General features: G+C 59.6%; 18 protein-coding genes. 13 read left to right on the forward strand and 5 right to left on the reverse strand.

The features are described 5' to 3' along the window. Nucleotides 1-55 precede the first annotated feature (55 nt). On the forward strand, nucleotides 56-985 hold the full coding sequence (locus tag J3P82_RS00200; protein WP_434559756.1) for a zinc ABC transporter substrate-binding protein: 930 nt from the start codon (nucleotides 56-58) through the stop codon (nucleotides 983-985). 134 nt (nucleotides 986-1,119) lie between these two features. On the opposite strand, the gene J3P82_RS00205 is transcribed toward J3P82_RS00200, so the two are convergent. Then, a complete protein-coding gene (locus tag J3P82_RS00205) occupies nucleotides 1,120-2,070 on the reverse strand; it encodes a homoserine kinase (RefSeq protein ID WP_186633395.1) in 951 nt (316 codons plus the stop codon). A gap of 59 nt (nucleotides 2,071-2,129) precedes the next feature. After that, nucleotides 2,130-2,417, reverse strand: a complete 288-nt coding sequence (locus J3P82_RS00210; protein WP_434559758.1) for a DUF2782 domain-containing protein — start codon at nucleotides 2,415-2,417, stop codon at nucleotides 2,130-2,132. A 74-nt stretch (nucleotides 2,418-2,491) separates the two neighbouring features. On the opposite strand from J3P82_RS00210, the gene polA reads away from it, so the two are divergent. Continuing rightward, on the forward strand, nucleotides 2,492-5,260 hold the full coding sequence (polA, locus tag J3P82_RS00215) for a DNA polymerase I (protein WP_434559760.1): 2,769 nt from the start codon (nucleotides 2,492-2,494) through the stop codon (nucleotides 5,258-5,260). 294 nt (nucleotides 5,261-5,554) lie between these two features. On the opposite strand, the gene yihA is transcribed toward polA, so the two are convergent. Further along, nucleotides 5,555-6,196: a ribosome biogenesis GTP-binding protein YihA/YsxC gene (gene yihA / locus J3P82_RS00220; RefSeq protein WP_434559762.1), complete on the reverse strand. Its 642-nt coding sequence runs from the start codon at nucleotides 6,194-6,196 to the stop codon at nucleotides 5,555-5,557. A 191-nt stretch (nucleotides 6,197-6,387) separates the two neighbouring features. Here yihA and J3P82_RS00225 point away from each other — a divergent pair, with 191 nt between their 5' ends. The 7 genes from J3P82_RS00225 to J3P82_RS00255 all read left to right on the forward strand — a co-directional run bounded on the left by J3P82_RS00225 (nucleotide 6,388) and on the right by J3P82_RS00255 (nucleotide 13,646). Then, nucleotides 6,388-6,678, forward strand: coding sequence for a c-type cytochrome (locus J3P82_RS00225; protein ID WP_186614191.1), 291 nt, complete (start codon nucleotides 6,388-6,390; stop codon nucleotides 6,676-6,678). Nucleotides 6,679-6,724: 46 nt separating this feature from the next. Further along, complete coding sequence (locus tag J3P82_RS00230) at nucleotides 6,725-7,336, forward strand: c-type cytochrome (protein WP_434559764.1); 612 nt, start codon at nucleotides 6,725-6,727, stop codon at nucleotides 7,334-7,336. Nucleotides 7,337-7,520: 184 nt separating this feature from the next. Continuing rightward, a complete protein-coding gene (locus tag J3P82_RS00235) occupies nucleotides 7,521-8,162 on the forward strand; it encodes a thiol:disulfide interchange protein DsbA/DsbL (protein WP_434559766.1) in 642 nt (213 codons plus the stop codon). Between the two features lie 15 nt (nucleotides 8,163-8,177). Continuing rightward, nucleotides 8,178-9,056, forward strand: coding sequence for an endonuclease/exonuclease/phosphatase family protein (locus J3P82_RS00240; protein ID WP_186614197.1), 879 nt, complete (start codon nucleotides 8,178-8,180; stop codon nucleotides 9,054-9,056). Next, entirely contained in the window at nucleotides 9,053-11,077 is a 2,025-nt protein-coding gene (locus J3P82_RS00245; protein WP_434559768.1) for a diguanylate cyclase, read from the forward strand. Before J3P82_RS00240 ends, J3P82_RS00245 begins: the two co-directional genes overlap by 4 nt. Before the next feature lie 100 nt (nucleotides 11,078-11,177). Continuing rightward, nucleotides 11,178-11,957: an N-acetylmuramoyl-L-alanine amidase gene (locus J3P82_RS00250; RefSeq protein WP_434559770.1), complete on the forward strand. Its 780-nt coding sequence runs from the start codon at nucleotides 11,178-11,180 to the stop codon at nucleotides 11,955-11,957. Between the two features lie 75 nt (nucleotides 11,958-12,032). After that, nucleotides 12,033-13,646, forward strand: a complete 1,614-nt coding sequence (locus tag J3P82_RS00255; RefSeq protein ID WP_434559772.1) for an EAL domain-containing protein — start codon at nucleotides 12,033-12,035, stop codon at nucleotides 13,644-13,646. Nucleotides 13,647-13,653: 7 nt separating this feature from the next. Here J3P82_RS00255 and J3P82_RS00260 read toward each other — a convergent pair whose 3' ends face one another. Continuing rightward, nucleotides 13,654-15,444 (reverse strand): ATP-binding protein, encoded by a 1,791-nt coding sequence (locus J3P82_RS00260; RefSeq protein ID WP_434559774.1) that lies wholly within the window; start codon nucleotides 15,442-15,444, stop codon nucleotides 13,654-13,656. A 10-nt stretch (nucleotides 15,445-15,454) separates the two neighbouring features. Further along, nucleotides 15,455-16,801 (reverse strand): sigma-54-dependent response regulator transcription factor AlgB, encoded by a 1,347-nt coding sequence (gene algB / locus J3P82_RS00265; RefSeq protein WP_434559776.1) that lies wholly within the window; start codon nucleotides 16,799-16,801, stop codon nucleotides 15,455-15,457. Nucleotides 16,802-17,239: 438 nt separating this feature from the next. Between algB and J3P82_RS00270 the strand changes: the two genes are divergently transcribed. The 4 genes from J3P82_RS00270 (at nucleotide 17,240) to gltP (ending at nucleotide 20,270) form a co-directional block, all read left to right on the forward strand. Then, the gene (locus J3P82_RS00270) at nucleotides 17,240-17,527 is read left to right on the forward strand and encodes a hypothetical protein (RefSeq protein WP_434559778.1); all 288 of its coding nucleotides are present in this window, start codon (nucleotides 17,240-17,242) and stop codon (nucleotides 17,525-17,527) included. 80 nt (nucleotides 17,528-17,607) lie between these two features. Then, nucleotides 17,608-17,772: a DUF1328 domain-containing protein gene (locus J3P82_RS00275; protein ID WP_003177151.1), complete on the forward strand. Its 165-nt coding sequence runs from the start codon at nucleotides 17,608-17,610 to the stop codon at nucleotides 17,770-17,772. A 2-nt stretch (nucleotides 17,773-17,774) separates the two neighbouring features. Continuing rightward, nucleotides 17,775-18,239, forward strand: a complete 465-nt coding sequence (locus J3P82_RS00280) for an inhibitor of vertebrate lysozyme family protein (RefSeq protein WP_434559780.1) — start codon at nucleotides 17,775-17,777, stop codon at nucleotides 18,237-18,239. A 699-nt stretch (nucleotides 18,240-18,938) separates the two neighbouring features. Continuing rightward, complete coding sequence (gene gltP / locus J3P82_RS00285) at nucleotides 18,939-20,270, forward strand: glutamate/aspartate:proton symporter GltP (protein WP_434559782.1); 1,332 nt, start codon at nucleotides 18,939-18,941, stop codon at nucleotides 20,268-20,270. Nucleotides 20,271-20,294 lie beyond the last annotated feature (24 nt).

Below are 20,294 nucleotides of genomic sequence, written 5' to 3' on the forward strand. Positions count from 1 at the left end.
AGTTTAGTGAGAGACGTTATTATGTTACCCGTTCTCGTCTCTCCGAGTGGTCATCGTGTCCCGAATTTTTTCGCTGTTTGTCGCTTTTGTCGTAAATTTTCTACTGATTGGCTCGGTTCAGGCCGACGTCAAGGTCCTCACCAGTATCAAGCCGCTGCAACTGATTGCCGCCGCCGTGCAGGACGGCGTGGCCGTTCCGCAAGTATTGCTGCCGCCAGGGGCTTCGCCGCACCACTATGCGTTGCGGCCATCGGATGTACGCAAGGTGCAGTCGGTGGACCTGTTGTACTGGATCGGCCCTGACATGGAAGGTTTCCTGCCGCGTGTGTTGAACGGTCGTACGCTGCCTTCCGTTGCAGTGCAGGACCTGCCAGGGCTCAAGTTGCGTCATTTCGCCGACGACAGCGCCTCCCACGAAGATGAGGATCACGGCAGCGATGAGCATGATCACGACCATCGCCCCGGCACGGTGGACGCTCATCTTTGGCTCTCTCCGCTTAATGCGCGGGTGATCGCTGCCAAGATGGCAGCTGACCTGAGCGCAGCGGATCCGGCAAACGCGGCCCGCTATCAGAGCAACCTCAAGGGCTTCAATCAGCGCCTCGATGCCATGGATGCGCGTCTCAAGGCACGTCTGGTTGGGGTCGCGGGCAAACCGTATTTTGTCTTCCATGAAGCGTTCGATTATTTCGAAGACAACTACGGCCTCAAGCACGCCGGGGTTTTCGCCGTGGCCGCCGAAGTCCAGCCTGGTGCCCAGCACGTGGCGGCGATGCGTACGCGCTTGCAAGCCGTGGGCAAGACCTGTGTCTTCAGCGAACCGCCCCTGCGCCCGCGCCTGGCCGAGACCCTGGTGGCCGGCCTGCCGGTGAAACTGGCGGAGCTGGATGCACTTGGGGGTTACACCCCGGCGACGGCGCAGGGGTATGAGCAGTTGTTGGAGAAGTTGGGGAATGATTTGGCGGGGTGCCTGGAGTCGCTATAGTCTGCTAATGCCGAACCTGTGGCGAGGGAGCTTGCTCCCGCTCGGTTGCGCAGCGACCGCAAAATCTTGGGGCTGCTGCGCAGCCCAGCGGGAGCAAGCTCCCTCGGCACGAAGGCATTCAGGTCCGCTGGTTGTTATAGGGCGAACGGCAACACCGTATGAACCGTCTGCCGCTGCGCCAACCGCTGCTGGAATTCCATCGGATCGTGAATCAGCACATCCTGCCCGGCAAACGATTCGGCGGCGATCAACCGTGACAGCCAGAACCGCACGCACGCCACGCGCAGCATGGTGGGCCACAGCTCGGCCTCGGCGGCGGTGAACGGCCGTAGCGCCGCATAAGCGCCCAGCAACGCTCGCGCCCGGGGGCCATCGAGCCCACCGTCGTCATCCGAGCACCAATCGTTCAAGGCGATGGCGACGTCATACAGCATCGGCCCGGAGCAGGCGTTGTAGAAGTCGATCAAGCCGGTAAGGTGCGTGCCTTCGAACATCGCATTGTCGCGGAACAGATCGGCATGGATGTTGGCGCGCGGCAACGCCAGGATGCCGACCTTTTTCAGCGTGATTTCATCAAGCGCCGCCTCAAGCAGCCGACGGGGCTCGGCATCGAGGTGCGAGAGCAGCTTGGCGCCCTCCTCCTGCATCCAGTCCAGGCCGCGGTCGGTCTTGCGCTTGATCATGTTGTCGCGGGTGGCCAGGTGCAGGTGCGCGAGCAATTCGCCGACCTGGGCGCAGTGCTGGGCGTTGGCCTGCTTGATGTGTTTGCCCGCCAGGCGCGGTTGCAGCAGCGCCGGCTTCCCCGCCAGTTCCCGCAGCGCGACGCCGTCGGTGGTGCGCAAGGCGTAAGGCACCGGCAGGTCGGCGTCGTGCAGGACGTCCAGCAGCTCGATAAAGAACGGCATCTCCTGCACAGGGCCGCGCTCGACCAGGGTCAGGACAAATTCGCCCCGTTCCAGGCTGATAAAGAAGTTGGTGTTTTCGCTGCCAGCGGCAATCCCCTGGAAATCAAGCAGGCGGCCGAGCCCATAAGGGGCGAGAAAGGTTTCCAGCTCGGGCCGAGCCAGGGGCGTGAACACAGACATGGTTAAAACTGCCAGTACGGGCGCTCTTCAGCGAGCGCCGGTTGAAGTCGAGAGCGGTATTACCACTCAAAGATTTTCCACGAAGGGATCAGCATATCCGGCTGATCCGAACGGATGAAATTGCCATCGCTACCGTCGGCGCGTACCAGAAAGTAAGGCTTGCCATTTTTGGGCGTGACCTTGATCGCGTACAAAAAACCGTTTTGCCGGTATTCCTGAATGGTTTTATCGCCTTCGGTGCGGATGGTGACATCCGGGTCCGCCGAAGGTGCGTCGTCCGCGGCCATGACGGCCAACGGGGTGAATGCAAACAAGCCAGCCAGTAACAGGCGATTTAGTGTACGCATGATAACCTTGTCCCTTTGTCGTCAACGGTCCCGCTATTCTAGCCCCGGACCCGCCGAAAAGGTTGATCCTGCTCATGAGCCAAGCCCCCCTCGTCCTGGTGGACGGTTCTTCTTATCTGTATCGCGCCTTTCACGCGCTGCCACCGCTGACCACGTCCAAAGGCCTGCCGACCGGTGCGGTCAAGGGCGTGCTGAACATGCTCAAGAGCCTGCGCAAGCAGTATCCGGACAGCCCGTTCGCGGTGGTCTTCGACGCGAAGGGTGGGACGTTTCGCGATGCGTTGTACGCCGAATACAAGGCCAATCGCCCGAGCATGCCCGACGACATGCGCGTGCAGATCGAGCCGCTGCACGCCAGTGTGAAAGCCTTGGGCTTCCCGCTGCTGTGCGTGGACAACGTCGAAGCCGACGACGTGATCGGCACCCTGGCCCGCAGCAGTGCCGCCGCCGACCGTCCAGTGGTGATCTCCACCGGCGACAAGGACATGGCGCAGTTGGTCGATGGCCACATTACCTTGGTCAACACGATGACCGGTAGCTCACTGGACGTGGCTGGCGTGAAGGAGAAGTTTGGCGTCGCTCCGGAGCAGATCATCGACTATCTGGCATTAATGGGCGATTCGTCCGACAACATTCCGGGTGTGCCGGGCATCGGGCCAAAAACCGCTTCCGGCCTGTTGGTGGGAGTCAACGGTGGCCTGGCCGAGTTGTATGCGCAACTGGATATCGTTGCGACGCTGCCGATTCGGGGCGCCAAGACGTTGGCCGCCAAGCTGGAAGAGCATAAGGAAATGGCGCTTCTTTCCTACGAGTTGGCGACTATCAAGACCGACGTTCCCTTGGACATCGGACTCGACGACTTGCAGATGGGCGCGCCGGATCACGAGAAGCTTGCCGAGTTGTACACGCTGCTGGAGTTCAAGAGCTGGTTCGAAGATAACCAGCGTGACGCCAAGCGTGCCGGGCAGGAAATCATTGAAGTTGCCGACGAGCTCCCGGGGGGCGCTGAGGCGAAGTACGAGGTCATTCTCGATCAGCCGAGCTTCGATGCCTGGTTGGCCAAGCTTGAACAGGCGCCGCTGTTTTCCCTGGTCACGCAAACCAACGGTGGCGATGCCCAGCATTCGCAGCTCGTTGGCTTGTCGTTCGCCGTGGCCCCTTTTGAGGCGGCTTATATCCCGCTGACCCATTCCTACATGGGCGTGCCGGAGCAGCTGGACCGCGACACGGTGCTCAACGCTCTCAAGCCGTTGCTGGAAAACCCGAACAAGCTCAAGGTCGGCCAGCATGCCAAGTTCGAAACCAACATCCTGGCCAATTGCGCCATTGGCGGTGATCAGAGCAATGGCGTTTTCATGCAAGGTATCGTTTTCGACACCATGCTTGAATCCTATGTGCTGGACTCCACCGCGACTCGCCACGACATGGACAGCCTGGCGCTGAAATACCTGGGCCAAAGCAAGACGGATTTCCAGGACATCGCCGGCAAAGGGGTCAAGCAGTTGACCTTCGATCAGATCTCCCTGGAACTGGCCGGGCCCTACGCCGCTGAAGACGCCGACGTGACCTTCCGCTTGCACCAGGCCCTACAGGAAAAATTGGCCGCCACGCCGAGCCTGGGCAAAGTCCTCAACGAAATCGAAATGCCGTTGATGCCGGTCCTGGCGCGCATCGAGCGCCAGGGCGCGTTGGTCGATGCCAACCTCCTGGGCGTGCAAAGCGTCGAGTTGGGCGAAAAACTGGTGGCGCTAGAGCGTGAGGCGTTTGCCATCGCCGGCGAGGAATTCAACCTGGGCTCGCCGAAGCAGTTGGGCGTGATCCTGTACGAAAAGCTCGGTTTACCGGTGCTCAGCAAAACCGCCAAGGGCCAGGCCTCCACTGCCGAAGCGGTACTCGCCGAACTGGCGGAGCAGGATTACCCGCTGCCCAAGGTGTTGATGCAGTACCGCTCCCTGAGCAAGCTCAAGAGCACCTACACCGATCGCCTTCCCGAGCAGATCAACAGCCGCACCGGCCGCGTCCATACCAATTACCAGCAAGCGGTCGCCGCGACCGGGCGGCTGTCGTCCATCGACCCGAACCTGCAGAACATTCCGATTCGCACTGCCGAAGGCCGGCGCATCCGCCAGGCGTTCGTCGCACCGAAAGGCTACCAGCTGCTGGCGGCGGACTATTCGCAGATCGAACTGCGGATCATGGCCCACCTCGCCAAGGACGAAGGGTTGCTCCACGCGTTTCGCAACGACCTTGACGTACACCGAGCCACCGCTGCCGAAGTCTTTGGGGTCGAGCTGGACGCCGTCACCCATGATCAGCGTCGCAGTGCCAAAGCGATCAACTTCGGTTTGATCTATGGCATGAGCGCCTTCGGCCTGGCCAAGCAGATCGGTGTCGATCGCAAGCAGTCCCAGGCTTACATCGACCGCTACTTCGCCCGCTACCCTGGTGTGCTGGAATACATGGAGCGCACCCGTGCCCAGGCAGCCGAGCAAGGATTCGTCGAAACCATCTTCGGCCGTCGGCTGTACTTGCCGGACATCAACGCGAAGAACCCGGCGCTGCGCAAAGGTGCTGAACGCACGGCGATCAACGCACCGATGCAAGGTACCGCCGCCGACATCATCAAGAAGGCCATGGTGGCTGTGGATCGCTGGCTGACGGCGTCAGGTCTGGATGCGAAAGTCATCCTGCAGGTACACGACGAATTGGTGCTGGAAGTGCGCGAAGACTTGGTCGATCAGGTGCGCGAGGAGGTTCGCCTGCACATGAGCGCCGCGGCCACGTTGGATGTACCGCTGCTGGTGGAAGTAGGGGTGGGAAATAATTGGGACGAGGCGCACTGAGTCTCGGATTTCTTGTGATGAGAGAACGAGCCTCCTTGCCACTTGGAATCCCTGCAAAGCCAGGGATTCCTTCATTAGGTCGGAAAATTCCTAGGGATATTTCCAAAAATAATCTGAACTAAAACCGTGAAATCCTACTCAGAGGTTCTGAATGGCTGGTGAAGCCCTTCAATGCTCCTATGTTGTGTTAAGTGTTGGCAGATATCTGGACCCCGCCCTAGCGGTCCGGAACTTGGACCCCGAACTTCCCCCTCCCCATAAGAAGTCCGGGGTTTTTTTTGCCTGCGATTTGGCTTATTCAGCTTCGTCGCTGCCTTTGTCGGCCAGTTCCATCCAATCGGCCAGCACCGTATAGGCTTCTTCCAGGCCCATACGCTTGGGCGCCGAAAACAGCTGGATGGTGATCGCGTCGCCCCATCCCTTGCGGATTTCCGATTGCACTTTGAGCAGCGTGTTCTTGGCTGCGCCGTAAGTAAGCTTGTCGGCCTTGGTCAACAAAATGTGCATCGGCATGCCGCTGGCGACTGCCCAATCGAGCATCAACAGGTCAAAGTCGGTCATCGGATGGCGGATGTCCATCATCAGGATGAGCCCTTTCAAACTCTCGCGACTGCCCAAGTAGGCTTCCAAGTGGCGCTGCCAATGCTGCTTGAGCGGAATCGGCACTTTGGCATAACCGTAACCGGGCAGGTCGACCAAACGCCGTTCATCGTCTAGCTTGAAGAAGTTCAAGAGCTGTGTGCGGCCTGGGGTTTTCGAGGTGCGTGCCAGGCTGGCATGGGTCAGGGTGTTCAGCGCGCTGGACTTGCCGGCGTTGGAACGCCCGGCAAAGGCCACTTCGAAACCTTCGTCGTCGGGGCACTGGTCGACTTTGGCGGCGCTGAGCATGAAGGTGGACTGTTGGCACAGGCCAAGGATGGGGTTCTTCAGTTGCATGGGATTTCCGATGTGGGCGGCGTCGGGAATGGACGCGGCAAGCTGTGTCGTTTCCGTTTCAGTGACGCCAGTATATAATGCCGCAGATTTTGTGTGCGCTTTGTCCCAGCGTAGGATGAAGCTCACGGGAGCGACCGACCGAAATTGCGCACTAGAACGCAGCTCGCTCTCAACCCTGAAAAGGTCGTTTTATGACGAAATGGCTGCTAGCTGCCGGTGTCTTGATGCCGCTTTACAGCGCTCAGGCTACACAGGATCCGGAAGCTGTGTACAACCGTGTTTGTGGTGCCTGTCATTCCGGCCAACTACCCATGGCGCCCCGCAAGGGTGATCAGGCAGCTTGGACGCCGAGGTTGGCGAAAGGTATGGAGACGCTGGTGCAACACGTGACCCAGGGTTTCAAGGCGATGCCGCCGCGTGGTTTGTGCATGGACTGCAGTGCCGAGGATTACCGAGCCATCATCCAGTGGATGAGCGAGTAAACCCGGCCCATAACTCTTTAACCCTTAGCCGTAGTTGGATTAGCTGATGAACAAACTGATCGTGAGTCTGCTGTTGACCTTGGGGATATCCGGCGTAGCCCACGCCGCTGGCGATGCCGCTGCCGGTCAGGCGAAAGCGGCCGTATGCGGGGCCTGCCACGGCCCGGATGGCAATAGCATGGCGCCCAACTTTCCGAAACTGGCGGGCCAGGGCGAGCGTTACTTGACCAAGCAGCTTAAGGAAATCAAGGACGGCAAGCGTGTCGTGCTGGAAATGACGGGCCTGCTGAACAATCTGAACGATCAGGACCTGGCGGACATGGCGGCTTATTTCGCCAGTCAGAAGGGTAGCGTAGGTGCTGCCGATCCAAAACTCGTTGCGCGCGGCGAAGCACTGTTCCGGGGTGGCAATCTGGAAAAAGGCCTGCCAGCCTGCACGGGCTGCCACTCCCCAGATGGCAAAGGCAACGCTGCCGCCGGCTTCCCGCACCTGGGCGGCCAGCATGCCCAATACATCACCAAGCAGCTGACCGATTTCCGTAAGGAAGAAGGCGGTCGTGCCAATGATGGCGATGCGATGACCATGCGCACCATCGCTCGCAAGCTGAGCGACGAAGATATCGCGGCCGTCTCCAGCTACATCCAGGGCCTGCACTAAGGCCGTTGCGAGGGATGCCCCTTGCAACGTTAACGCTCGATTAATCTGTCGATGCAAACATCAAAAGGGTGGCTTTGGCCGCCCTTTTTTGTGGCCGCTGCCGTTACACTAGCGAAACTGAACCCGCGGCGGCCTGTCTGAAAAACACGCCCCGCGAGGCCACCTCATTGTCCAGGAGTAAAGCATGCGTAATCTGATCATCAGCGCCGCGCTCGTCGCCGCCAGCCTGTTTGGCGTGACTGCCCAAGCGGCTGAAGCCCCCGCCGCGCCGTATGTAGAATTGGCCAACCCCGTACCGGTGGCCGTGCCTGGCAAAATCGAGGTGGTGGAGCTGTTCTGGTACGGTTGCCCGCATTGCTATGCCTTCGAGCCGGTCATCAACCCATGGGTTGAAAAGCTTCCTTCGGACGTCAACTTCGTGCGCATCCCGGCCATGTTCGGTGGCCCATGGGATGCCCACGGCCAGATGTTCCTGACCCTTGAAGCGATGGGTGTCGAGCATCAAGTCCACGCAGCAGTGTTCAATGCCATCCAGAACGAAAAGAAGCGCCTGACCGATCCTGAGGACATGGCCGAGTTCCTCGCCACCCAAGGCGTCGAAAAGGACAAGTTCCTGGCAACCTTCAACTCCTTCGCTATCAAGGGCCAGATCAACAAGGCCAAAGAGCTGGCGAAGAAATACGAAATCACCGGCGTACCGACCATGGTCGTCAATGGCAAATACCGCTTTGACATCGGCTCTGCTGGCGGTGCGAATGAAGCGCTGCAACTGGCCGACAAGCTGATCGCCAAAGAGCGAGCGGCCCCCAAGGCTGCCGCCAACTAAGCGCGGCCCTCGCCCATGGCCCGCTGGAGTACCGAACGCATCGTTGGCCTACATGAACCACGGGTCAACGAGCATCATGTCGCATCCACGGGCCTGCCGGCTGACAGCCGCCTGCGGTTGCTCAGTTTCAATATTCAGGTCGGCATCAGTACCGAGCGCTACCGGCATTACCTTACCCGCGGCTGGCAACATTTGCTGCCGCACACCGGACGTGCCGGCAATCTGCAGAAAATCGGCGACCTGTTGAAGGACTTCGACTTGGTCGCGCTGCAAGAGGCCGACGGCGGAAGCCTGCGGTCCGGCTACGTCAATCAGGTCGAACACCTCGCCCAACTGGGCGCCTTTCCTTATTGGTACCAACAACTCAATCGTAACCTCGGCCGGCTCGGGCAGCACAGTAACGGCGTGCTGAGCCGCCTGCGGCCGTGGGCGATCGAAGACCATCCGTTGCCGGGCCCCAAGGGGCGCGGAGCGATCCTGGCGCGTTTTGGCGAAGGGCCGGAGGCGTTGGTCGTGGTGATGATGCACCTGGCCCTCGGTGCTCGTACCCGAACGATGCAACTGGCCTATATTCGTGAGCTGATTGGTGGCTACAAGCACCAGGTATTGATGGGCGACATGAATACCCATGCCAACGATTTGCTGCAGACCTCTCCTCTGCGCGACCTTGGGCTGCTTGCCCCGCAACTGGAAGCGACATTTCCCAGCTGGCGCCCCCAGCGTTGCCTGGACCATATCCTGCTGAGCCCGACCCTGACCCTCGAACGTTTCGAGGTATTGGCCCAGCCGATTTCCGATCACCTGCCAGTCGCGGTTGAAATACGTTTGCCGGGTTCGCTCACGGCTGACGCGTTTCCCGCCCTGAGTCCTGCCCCTCGCGGATCCGATGAATGAGCGACGACGCCGAACGCTGGAGAGAGAAATACCTCAAGAGCATCGAACAGCAGGAAAAGCTTGAGCGCCGTTGGGACGCTCGGCTCGACTTGCTGCGTCGCGGCCTGGTGCGCAGTACGTTGGCCGCCGAGGGCACTGACCGGGTTGTAGACCAGTGTATGAAAGAGATGCGCGAAGTGGTGCGCACCGACGATATGGACGCGGCCCTCGCCGCCCTGTTGCCGCGGCTGGAGAAAGCCGTACTCGATTCCGAGCAGCGCCGCGAGACTAGGGTCGAACAAATGAGCGCCGCCCTGACCGCCTTGGTCGCCCAGCTGCAAACGTTGCCGCTGCCGAAGGACGTCAGCCGGCCCTTGAAGAAATTTTCCAAGCAGTTGGAGGCGCGGGTCGGCCAGGCTCGGGAAATCCCCCTGTTGCTCAGCGAATTGAGTAGCTTGCAGGGCAAGGCCTTGAGCGTGCTGGATACGCCTGATGAGCCGAGCCGCCCGGGCCTGCTGCAACGATTGTTCGGTGGCCATGGCCATGAAGAGGTGCCGCCCCAGCCGCCCGCGCCTGTTCAGACGAGCGCAGCGTCCGCAATAGAAACAGCGTTGCCGGCCCCCGCACCGCTCGCCCCTCCACAGCCGGAAGCCAGCGCAATCTCCGAGACCCCTGCGCCCGCTCCCTCACCGATAGCGGAGCCAGTCCACGCGCCCGATACGCCGCCCGAGCCGGTCATATCCACCGCGCCCGTCGAGGAGCCCGCCCCTGCGCCGGTATCGGCCAAGCCAGTGGAGCCGCCGAGCTTGGAGCCGGCGCTAACCGGCAGTGAACACGTCGAATCAGCGCCGACACCGGAAGAAAATCCCGACGAGTTGACGCCAGAGGCGCCTGCGCTCGACGAGACACCGGTTGCGCCCGCAGAACCGACCGAGCTTCCCGCAACGGTTGATTCCGAAGAGGCTCACTATGCCCTGCCCGACTCCCCCGAGCCCTCCTACAGCTCGGTCGCCAGGCATATCGAAGACACCCTGCTGGGCCTGCTGGGCGACCTGACGCTGCCCGAGCGTCACCGACCCCAAGCAGAAGCCATGCGTGAGCGCCTGAAAAACGGCTTGAACTGGTATGAACTGCTGCCGATCCTCGATGATCTTGCGGTCTTAATGCTGGCGATCACCGACAGCGGCCAGCATGAATTCGAAGCCTATCTGCAGCGACTCAATGATCGGTTGGAGTCATTCCAGAGCACCTTGCAGGCCGCCAGCGAAGATCATGCCGACAATCTGTCCGCCTCCATGGAAATGGACACGCAGATCCGCGAGCAGGTCGATGGCTTGCAGAGCAGTATGCAGCAAGCCGACGATCTGGAAGGCCTCAAGCAAGTTTTGGAAAATCACCTCGAAGGCCTGCTCGGCACGATGGACCAGCATCAGAAGCAGCGTGCCCAGCGTGAGCATGAGGTCTCGGCTCGCCTGAAAAGCCTTGCCGAGCGGGTTGCGCTGATGGAGCAGGACGCGCTGATCGTCCGGGAAAACCTGGAAGAGCAGCGGCAAAAGGCGCTGGTCGATCCGCTGACCGGTTTACCTAACCGGGCGGCCTGGACCGAGCGCCTCGAACGGGAAGTTGGCGAGTGGCAGCAACACGGCAACAGCTTGTTGATTGCCATGCTCGACCTCGATCACTTCAAGCGGATCAACGATAACTATGGCCATCTGGCCGGCGATCGCGTGCTGAAACTCATCGCCTCGGTGTTGCGCAAGCGTGTGCGCGGCGGGGACTTCATCGCCCGCTTTGGCGGCGAGGAGTTTGTCTTGCTGGTACCGGATACACCGCTGGCCGCGGGGGCGAAACTGGCCGAAGCCTTGCGCGCGGCCATCGAAGCCTGTCCGTTCCATTTCAAGGGCGAACCGGTAACGGTCACGGTGTCCATGGGCATGACGGCGTTCAAGCCGGGAGAGCACAGCGATACGGTGCTTAAAAGAGCCGATCAAGCGCTTTATCGTGCCAAAAATGCCGGGCGTAACCGAGTGGAGCTAGGCTGAGGCCATTGTTCCATTTTGTTTAATATCTAGGCTTCGGTCGGTCATCCACGAGGCTATACGTTACACTGTTGCATTATTTCCCTGCGTGTACGCCTTCGCCATGAAACTTCTCCCGCTCCTCGTTGCGTTGCTTGTCCTGGCCGGTTGCGCGAGCGGTCCCCGGCTCGACACCAGCCATCCGTCCGTCAATCATGACAGCCGCATCCAGTTTGTCGTGGTGCACTACACCTCGGCTTCCCTTGAGCGTTCCCTGTCGCTGCTGACCCACGGCGAAGTCAGTGCCCATTACCTCATCGGCGACGATAAGGACGCGACCATCTACAAGCTGGTCGATGAAAGCCGGCGCGCATGGCATGCCGGCGAAAGCGAATGGCAGGGCCGGACATGGCTCAATTCCAGCTCCATCGGGATTGAAATCGTCAATCCGGGCTATATCGACACGCCGACCGGGCGTCTCTGGTTCCCCTACAGCGAGGCCCAAGTGCAATCCTTGATTGCCTTGCTCAAGGACATCACCCGACGTAACGCGATCAGCCCCGTCAATATCATTGGGCACAGCGACATTGCGCCCATGCGCAAGCTGGATCCGGGGCCGTTGTTTCCGTGGAAGCGCCTGGCACAGTCCGGCCTGGGCGTCTGGCCAGACGAGCTGGCTGTGGCACGGCAGCAAGCCGCTTACGCCGAGCAGCCACCGAGCGCCAGCTGGTTCCAGGCCGAGCTGGCCCGCCTCGGCTACCCCACTCCACGCACTGGCGAATGGGACGTTGCCACTCATCAGGTCCTGGCGGCCTTCCAGATGCGCTACCGCCCGGCCCGGTTCGACGGCGTGCCAGACGCGCAAAGCGCGGCGATTTTGCAGGTGCTCAACCAGACAAAATAATGACGCCCGTCTGACTGGCCGGGCTAAATTCAAAACAGAAGCTATAACTCATTGGTAACTTTCGGATTACCAATAATGACGGCTGCCCGCGAGACTCTGCAAAGCTGGCTCCATCGCCCTATCTTACTGGCGATGATAGCGGCTGCCCTGAGTACGGTACTGTTGCTGGCGGGAAGCCTGTTCGTGGTAGTACAGCAGATCCAGCAGCGTGAAAGCGAACAGATGAATGCCCAGGGCGAACGCTTCCTGCAACGCTTGGAACAGCTTTTCGGGCAACTGCGCGAAAGCCTCGACGACTTGCAGGCTCAACCCTTGCGCGGCTGCAACGATGACATGATCGCCACCCTGCAACAGGTGAGCTTCAACTATCGTTTTGTCTACGAGGCGGCTTATATCGACAGCAGCGGCGTATGCTCCAATCGCCCGCGCCAGAGCGGTTTGTCGTGGGTTCGCCCACCTGACTTGCGGGGTCCGGCCTACAGTTACTGGCTCAACACCACCACGGAGCCTGACGAAAATCGCGCGGCGTTGATGTTGGGGCGCGGCAATTTCCGGGTCGCGACGTCTCGCGGACACCTGACCGACGTTGTCGATCTGCCCCCGGGCAGCAGTCTGCTGGTGGTTCTTGATCAAGGTGAGCGAGCCATTCCGGTATTGGGCACCCCGCAGCGTTGGCCGCCGACGGAACCTTGGCCACCCAAAAGCCAAAGCGCCTTGCAAGTCACGCAGACCCGGCTGATCTACAGAATGTCGACCGACAATCCGGAATATCAACTGGTGTTGATAGCGCCGCGCAGCAGCCTGCAGATTCCGACCAAAGCCTGGTGGATGCTGCCCATCAGCCTGATGCTGGGGCTGGGCATTGGCTTCCAGGTCCTGTTGCTGGCTCGTCAGCGCCAATCCATGGACGCGGAACTGCACGGGGCCATCCGGCGCGGTGAAATGCAGGTGCTTTACCAACCGATTTTCGACCTGCACAGCCGCAACTGCGTAGGCGCCGAAGCCCTGCTGCGCTGGCGTCGGCCCGACGGGACCCTCACCAGTCCAGACTTGTTCATACCGATGGCTGAAGACACCGGGCAGATCCGCCAGATAACCGATTTTGTTCTCCAGCGGTTATTCGATCAGTTGGGCCAGCTATTGCGGGCCAATCCCCACTTGTACATCTCGGTGAACCTGGCGGCATGTGACGTGATGGTGCCGCGCATCGGCGAAGTGATCGCCCGTTTGCTGGCGCTGCATCGCGTGTCGGCGCACCAGATTGCCTTTGAAGTGACCGAGCGCGGGCTGGTCGATGCGCTGGTCGCCCGGGACAACCTGCAGTCGTTGCGTGATGTAGGGCATCAGGTGCTGATCGATGATTTCGGCACGGGTTATTGCAGCCTGGCTTACCTGCAAACACTGCCGGTCGATTGCCTGAAGATCGACAAGGCGTTCATCGACGCCCTGGGTCATGATGCCGCCAGCAGTGGCGTGGCCCCGCACATCATTCGCATGGCCCATGCATTGCAGCTCAAGGTGATTGCAGAGGGCATCGAACATGAGGCCCAGGCGTCGTATTTGAGCAGCGAAGGCGTGAAGTTTGGTCAGGGGTGGTTGTTCGCCCATGCGCTCAGCGCGGTGCAACTGATCGAATTGATTACCCGCGGGCGGCGTCGGCTTGTACGACGCCTGGACGACGAAGCCTGACGCCTGCTCAGACTGTCAGGGCCATATAAAACTGGGTGCCCTGCCCTGGCCGGGAATAGACGCCCATGCGTCCACCGTGGAGCTGGACGATCTCCTTGCACAGCGCCAACCCGAGCCCGGCACCGCCCTTCTTGCGTCCGACCTGGACGAAAGGTTCGAAGATTCGTCCTTGCTGGCCGTAGGCAATCCCCTCGCCGTTATCTTCAACACTGATAATCACCCGCTCGCCATGGCGTCGGGCCTGCAAACGAATCTGGCCGTCGTCGTTGGTGTGGCGCATTGCGTTATCGATCAGGTTGTCCAGGACCCGGTCCAACTGCGCGGCGTCAGCGTGCAGGCGCGGCAAAGGACCCTGGATTTCCACAAGTAACTCGATGCCCTTGCCCTCGGCCTGCGCTGCAAACCGCATCCTCGCCGCCTCCAACAGTTCCTCGATGGAGCAAGGCGCCAGGGTGAGCTTTTGCAAGCCGTTCTGGTAGCGGGAGAAATTAAGCAGGTCATTGATCAGCTGCATCAGCCGCTGCATTTCTTCATTGACCGTGTTGAGCAGGTCTGCCTCGCGGGAGTCCTCGGCGAAATGCATGCGCTCCTGCAGCAACCCGAACGCCATGTGCATGCCTGTCACCGGGGTGCGCAGCTCATGGGACGCCCGCAGGACGAACTCGCTGCGCACGCGTTCGAAGGCCCGTTGCTCGGTGACGTCATGCAAGATCATTACTGCCCCGAGGATTTGGCCTTGGGTGTGGATCACCGGTGTCAGGCTATAGGTCAGCACTCGCGATTCGCCATCCACCTCAATGCCCAAGTCATCAGGCGCGCGTTCTTGTGTGCCTCCGCGTAACACCAGTTGCAGCTCTTCATCCAATTCCACACGTCCAAGCGCCTCGCCCAGGCCTTGGCCCAGGCGCTCCTCGTCCCAGCCCAGCTGACGTTGGGCCACCGGGTTCAAATGCTCCAGCCGGCCTTGGCGATCAATCATCAGCAAGCCGTCGTCAATGCTGTCGAGCACCGCTTGCAGGCGCTGCTGCCCGGCGAGCAGTTCATCGATATTGGTCGCCTGATGTTCGCGCAGCGCCTGGGCCATGATGCCGAAGCGGCGCGTCAGCAGATTCAGTTCCGCCGCTGACGAGATCGGCAGGGTCACCTCGAAATTGCCTTGGCCGATGTCGTCGGCCGCAGCAGCCAAGGCTTCGATCGGTGCGCCGAAACGTCGGGCGATGCCATGGGCGGTCACGAAGCCGATAATCAGCACTGCCAATCCCACCAGCCCCAGCAAGGCGGAAATCAGTAGCGCGCGTTCGCGGGCGCGGTCCTGGGTATCGCCGATTTTATTAAGGGCATGTCGGTACCCCTCGATCAGGCCTCCACGCAATACGTTGAATTTTTCAGTGAGGTCCTGGATGCCGGTCAGCTGTGTCGGTTGCTGGCGAGAGGCATCGAAAGCCTGGAGGAAACTGACGTAGTCAGCCTTGGCGCGGGTGAAGCTGGTTGCGGGGTCATCCAGTTCCCGCTCATGGGCGATACCTTCGTCCAACAACTCGAAATACTCGCGTTTGGACTCTTCCAGCGCCGCCAGGTCGGGCTTTTCCTCAAGCATGATCATCAGTTGATCGCCCAGCGTCTGGCGCAACTTGAGGCCCAGGTCCAGCAATACGAAGTTGTCGCGTACCGATTGTTCCTGGGTATTGGCCATTTGCAACACACTGACCAGGCCAAGCAACAATCCCAGCAATGCCACGGTGATCAGCGCCGAAATGCTGAGAAACAGCCGGGTACGGAGCTTCATCGCCAGTTTCATAAGGTGCCGCTCACAGGTTGTATTGCTTGCGTTTACGGTACAGCGTAGAGGCGTCGATACCCAGGGTCTTGGCCGCTTGGTCGAGTGTGTCGGCGGTGGCCAATACTGCGCCAATGTGGGCCTTTTCCAGTTCGTCCAGGCTCAGCGCGGCGCCAATGCGCGGCGCGTTGTTGGTCGGTTGCTCGGCCATGCCCAAATGACTGATTTCGACTTTTTCCTGCGGGCAGATGATGCTGGCGCGCTCCACCACGTTGCGCAGCTCGCGAATATTGCCTGGCCAGCGATAGCCTAGCAGGGCTTCGCGAGCCTCATCGCTGAATCCTCTCGCAGGGCGCGCGTACTCCTTGACGAAGCGCGCCAGGAAGCGGTCGGCGAGGGTCAGGATGTCCTCGGTCCGCTCGCGCAGTGGCGGCAGGTGCAAGGTAATGACGTTCAGGCGATACAGCAGGTCTTCCCTGAAGCGCCCGTCGCGCACCATGTCCTCAAGATTGAGGTTGGTGGCCGCGAGAATACGTACATCGGCACGACGGGTTACCGGGTCACCGACCCGCTCGTACTCTTTGTCCTGGATGAAACGCAATAACTTTGGTTGTAAAACGAGGGGAAAATCGCCGATCTCGTCAAGAAACAGCGTGCCACCATCGGCCTGGTTGACCCGACCCAACGTGCTTTCGCTGGCTCCGGTGAACGCGCCGCGGCTGTGACCGAACAGTTCGCTTTCCATCAGTTCGGTGGTCAGCGACGGGCAGTTGATGGTGACGCAGGATTTTTTCGCGCGTTTGCTCCAGCCATGAATGGCCCGTGCGAGTTCGCCCTTACCGGTGCCGGACTCGCCGAGAATCAGAATGTTCGCGTCGGTGCTGGCAACCTGACGGGCAGTCTCAAGGACCACTTTCATCGCCGGGCTGTGGGAATCGAGGCCGTCCTTTGGCTTGCGCACTTCGCCTTCCAATGCTTCGAGCCTGGCGGACAGCTGGCGTACTTCCAGTTGCTTGGCGGTTGCCAGGCGCAATTGGTCCGGGCTGCAGGGCTTGACCAGGTAATCGGCGGCCCCGGCCTGGATCGCATCGACGGCAGTGTCCACAGCCGAGTGGGCGGTGACGATGACGACGCGCATCCAGGGCGCCTGGATACGCATCTGTCCCAATACGTCGAGGCCGTTGTCCTCACCCAGGCGTAAATCAAGGAAGCACAGGTCAAACACCTGGCGTTGCAGCAAGGCATCGGCCTGCGCGGCACTGTTGGCGGTGGCGACGCTGTAGCCTTCGTCTTCCAGGCAATAACGGAAGGTACGCAGGATGGCGGACTCATCGTCTACCAGCAGAATGCGGCCTTGATGCTCAGTGGCGGATTCCATTTTTCCTACGCTCCTTTAGCTAATGATGATGGTTAGTGTCAGAAAGATCGGGCAAGTTGCATGGTCGATTCTGACCGAATAATACCCATCGAAGGCTTCATTGTGGACGTCCTGCACCTAAAAGCCTGATTTGCATCCAGTTTTTAGTTCTTCTTCGCTTCCTACGGTTCGGCTCGCTCATTCCGACATCCATTTCCGATTGGCAATTCAAAAAGAATCTTACACCGAGTATCTGAAGGGTCGTGCAGAACGCACGACTTACGTCCGGCCCATCGTGCAGGATGCGCCCCTGGCTCTTTTGACGTAATCAATAACCTATTGATCTTTAAGTGATTTATTGAAATCAAATTTCTGGCATGCCGACTGCAATGATCTGATCAACGTGGCGTTTCAAAGCGCCTCAACCAGATCACCGCTAGGGTGCGGAGGAATTTCAGGATGAATCGTCAACGTGCCGCCCAGTTTCGCATGACCTCCCTGCCTATCCAGCAGAGTCTGTGGGCCGTCCTCGCATTGCTGATTACGCTTGTGGCAGGTCAGCAGTTGCTGCTCTGGCAGGAAAGCCAGCAGCCGGAAGCGCCACTGGTATCGATTCATCGTGCCCCGCAAACCCATTTCAGCTCCGTCAGCAATCTCGCCGAAGCCTCCGCTTCGATGCGAATGATGGAAGTCGACGAGCCGCAGCCATTTGTCGAGATGCCTCGTGAAGAGCGGTGGGTTTTCTAATTCGATAAACCGGTCGTCCGTTACGCCGGAACCATCGTCGCCAGACCAAAACTAAATAGAAAAGCGTAAGGAGAATCACCATGTTGAGCTGGGCAATTACTTTCCTGATCATTGCCATCATCGCCGCCGTACTGGGCTTCGGTGGTATCGCAGGCACCGCCACGGGCATCGCCAAGATTCTCTTTGTCGTGTTCCTGGTCATGTTCATCGCCTCCTTCTTTTTTGGTCGTCGCGGCCGAGGCTGAATATGAGCGTGTCATTCAAAGGACTGGCGGCCGCCCTGCTACTGGGCGGCAGTGCCATGGCTCTGGCTGCCAACGACGGACAGATGCGGGTCAATCAACTGCTTCAGGCAGACCCGCAGTACCGTGAGACCTGGCAGGGAGTGGTCAAGAAGGAGGAACGTCTGCCGGAGTGGGTCATGAACCTGACCGGTGCCTCGGAGCAAATGAATGCGGTCGAGGAGGATGGCGACCGGTATCTGGTCGGGCCATTGTGCGAAACCCAGGATACCTGCAAGAGCAAGCGGCTGATCGTAGCCGTCAGTTTCGACAAGGACGATGCCTACGCCATGTTGGTCGAGGTACCTGCGGGCCTCCCAGCCGACAAGTCGCCCACCCGTCATGCGGACTATCGCTTCCTCGGCAATCCCGATGAAGGTATGCAAGAACTGTTAATGGAACAGCTCAAGAAAGATCCGAACTGGTACTGATTTCTTGAAACGAGAAAGGCAGCCCTGCTTTTCTCTCTGCGAAGCCCGAGGAGGGCCTAAGCATGACCAGGGGGCTGGGACGTTCTGACCATCAGGGTCGGAGTGACCTACGGGCACAAGGGGTGCCTGCGAAAGGGCCGGGTCAGGTAAAAAGCTGCAACGCAAGTTCGCAAAGTCGCGCAGACTTGGCGAACTTGCGTAGAGCTTGTGTTCGCTAAACCTCTCGCTAGAGCGGTTGGCTATTTTCTGGCCTAACCTGCAAAACGCCGTGGCCTATTGTCTCGCTCTTTCACCCGTCCATCGGCGCGTGACCGTATATCGGAGAGCGCTCAACCTGTTTGGCCGGTCAAAGTGCATTTCCCCGCGCCGCCTTTCATCGAATCCTCCTACCTGAAAAACCAAGCCCTACTACGCTGAAATGGCCGGTTGACGGCGTTTATGCCTGATCGAATGTCGTATCCGAACCGCTTGGGACGAACGTTTCGATTTGTAAATCTCATGCCGATTCGGCATAGGGTAGGCGTTTACGGCATTAGACGATCCCCTCTTGCGTGGCAATAGTTGCGCCTTTTTTCGCCTGCCAGTAAGCGCGCCGTACGCGCTCCGGGTGACCTTATACGGGGGCAGAAGCATGACTACTGACGTCATTGGCGGTCAGTCCGCGCCCTGCCCGATTCCAACTGAAGTAAGGGTAATGATATGAAGCAGGCAAAATTAAGCCTCGCCTGGCAGATCCTCATCGGTCTGGTCCTCGGGATTGCAATCGGCGCGCTGCTCAACCACTTCAGTGCCGAGAAGGCCTGGTGGATCAGCAACGTGCTGCAACCGGCAGGCGATATCTTTATCCGTCTGATCAAGATGATCGTAATCCCAATTGTCATCTCCTCGCTGATTGTCGGCATTGCCGGGGTGGGAGATGCGAAGAAGCTGGGGCGGATCGGCTTCAAGACCATCGTTTATTTCGAAGTCGTCACCACAATCGCTATCGTCGTCGGCTTGCTCCTGGCGAATTTCTTCCAGCCGGGCAATGGCATTGATATGAGCACCCTGGGAACTGTGGATATTTCCAAATACCAGGCCACCGCCGCCGAAGTCCAACATGAACACGCGTTCGTCGAGACCATTCTCAACCTGATTCCTTCCAACATTTTCGCGGCCGTCGCGCGTGGCGAAATGCTGCCAATCATTTTTTTCTCGGTCCTGTTCGGCCTCGGGTTGTCCAGCTTGCAATCGGATCTGCGCGACCCGCTGGTGAAAATGTTCCAGGGCGTATCGGAAAGCATGTTCAAGGTCACGCACATGATCATGAAATACGCCCCTATCGGCGTGTTCGCCCTGATCGCGGTGACCGTCGCCAACTTCGGTTTCGCTTCCCTGCTGCCGCTGGCGAAGCTGGTGATCCTGGTTTATGTCGCTATCGCGTTCTTCGCCTTCGTGGTGCTGGGTCTGATTGCTCGGCTGTTCGGCTTCTCGGTGATCAGGCTCATGCGCATCTTCAAGGATGAGCTGGTGCTGGCCTACTCCACCGCCAGTTCCGAAACGGTGCTGCCGCGCATCATCGAGAAGATGGAAGCGTATGGTGCGCCAAAAGCCATTTGCAGTTTCGTGGTGCCTACCGGTTATTCCTTCAACCTTGACGGTTCGACGCTGTATCAAAGTATCGCGGCGATCTTCATTGCCCAGCTCTATGGCATTGACTTGTCCCTCAGCCAGCAATTGCTGCTGGTATTGACTCTGATGGTGACCTCCAAGGGCATCGCTGGCGTGCCGGGCGTATCGTTCGTGGTGCTGCTGGCGACCTTGGGCAGCGTTGGCATTCCATTGGAAGGCCTGGCGTTCATCGCGGGTGTAGATCGCGTCATGGACATGGCCCGCACGGCGCTGAACGTTATCGGCAACGCCTTGGCCGTGCTAGTCATTTCCCGTTGGGAAGGCATGTATGACGATGCCAAGGGCCAGCGCTATTGGAACTCCCTGCCGCACTGGCGCAGCAAAGAGTCGCTGCCGGCGGGTGAAACGTCCAACCGTTGATTCCTTGCTTGGATCATCGCGAGC

This window comes from Pseudomonas sp. Z4-20 (genome assembly GCF_051131955.1).
Classification (GTDB): domain Bacteria; phylum Pseudomonadota; class Gammaproteobacteria; order Pseudomonadales; family Pseudomonadaceae; genus Aquipseudomonas; species Aquipseudomonas marvdashtae.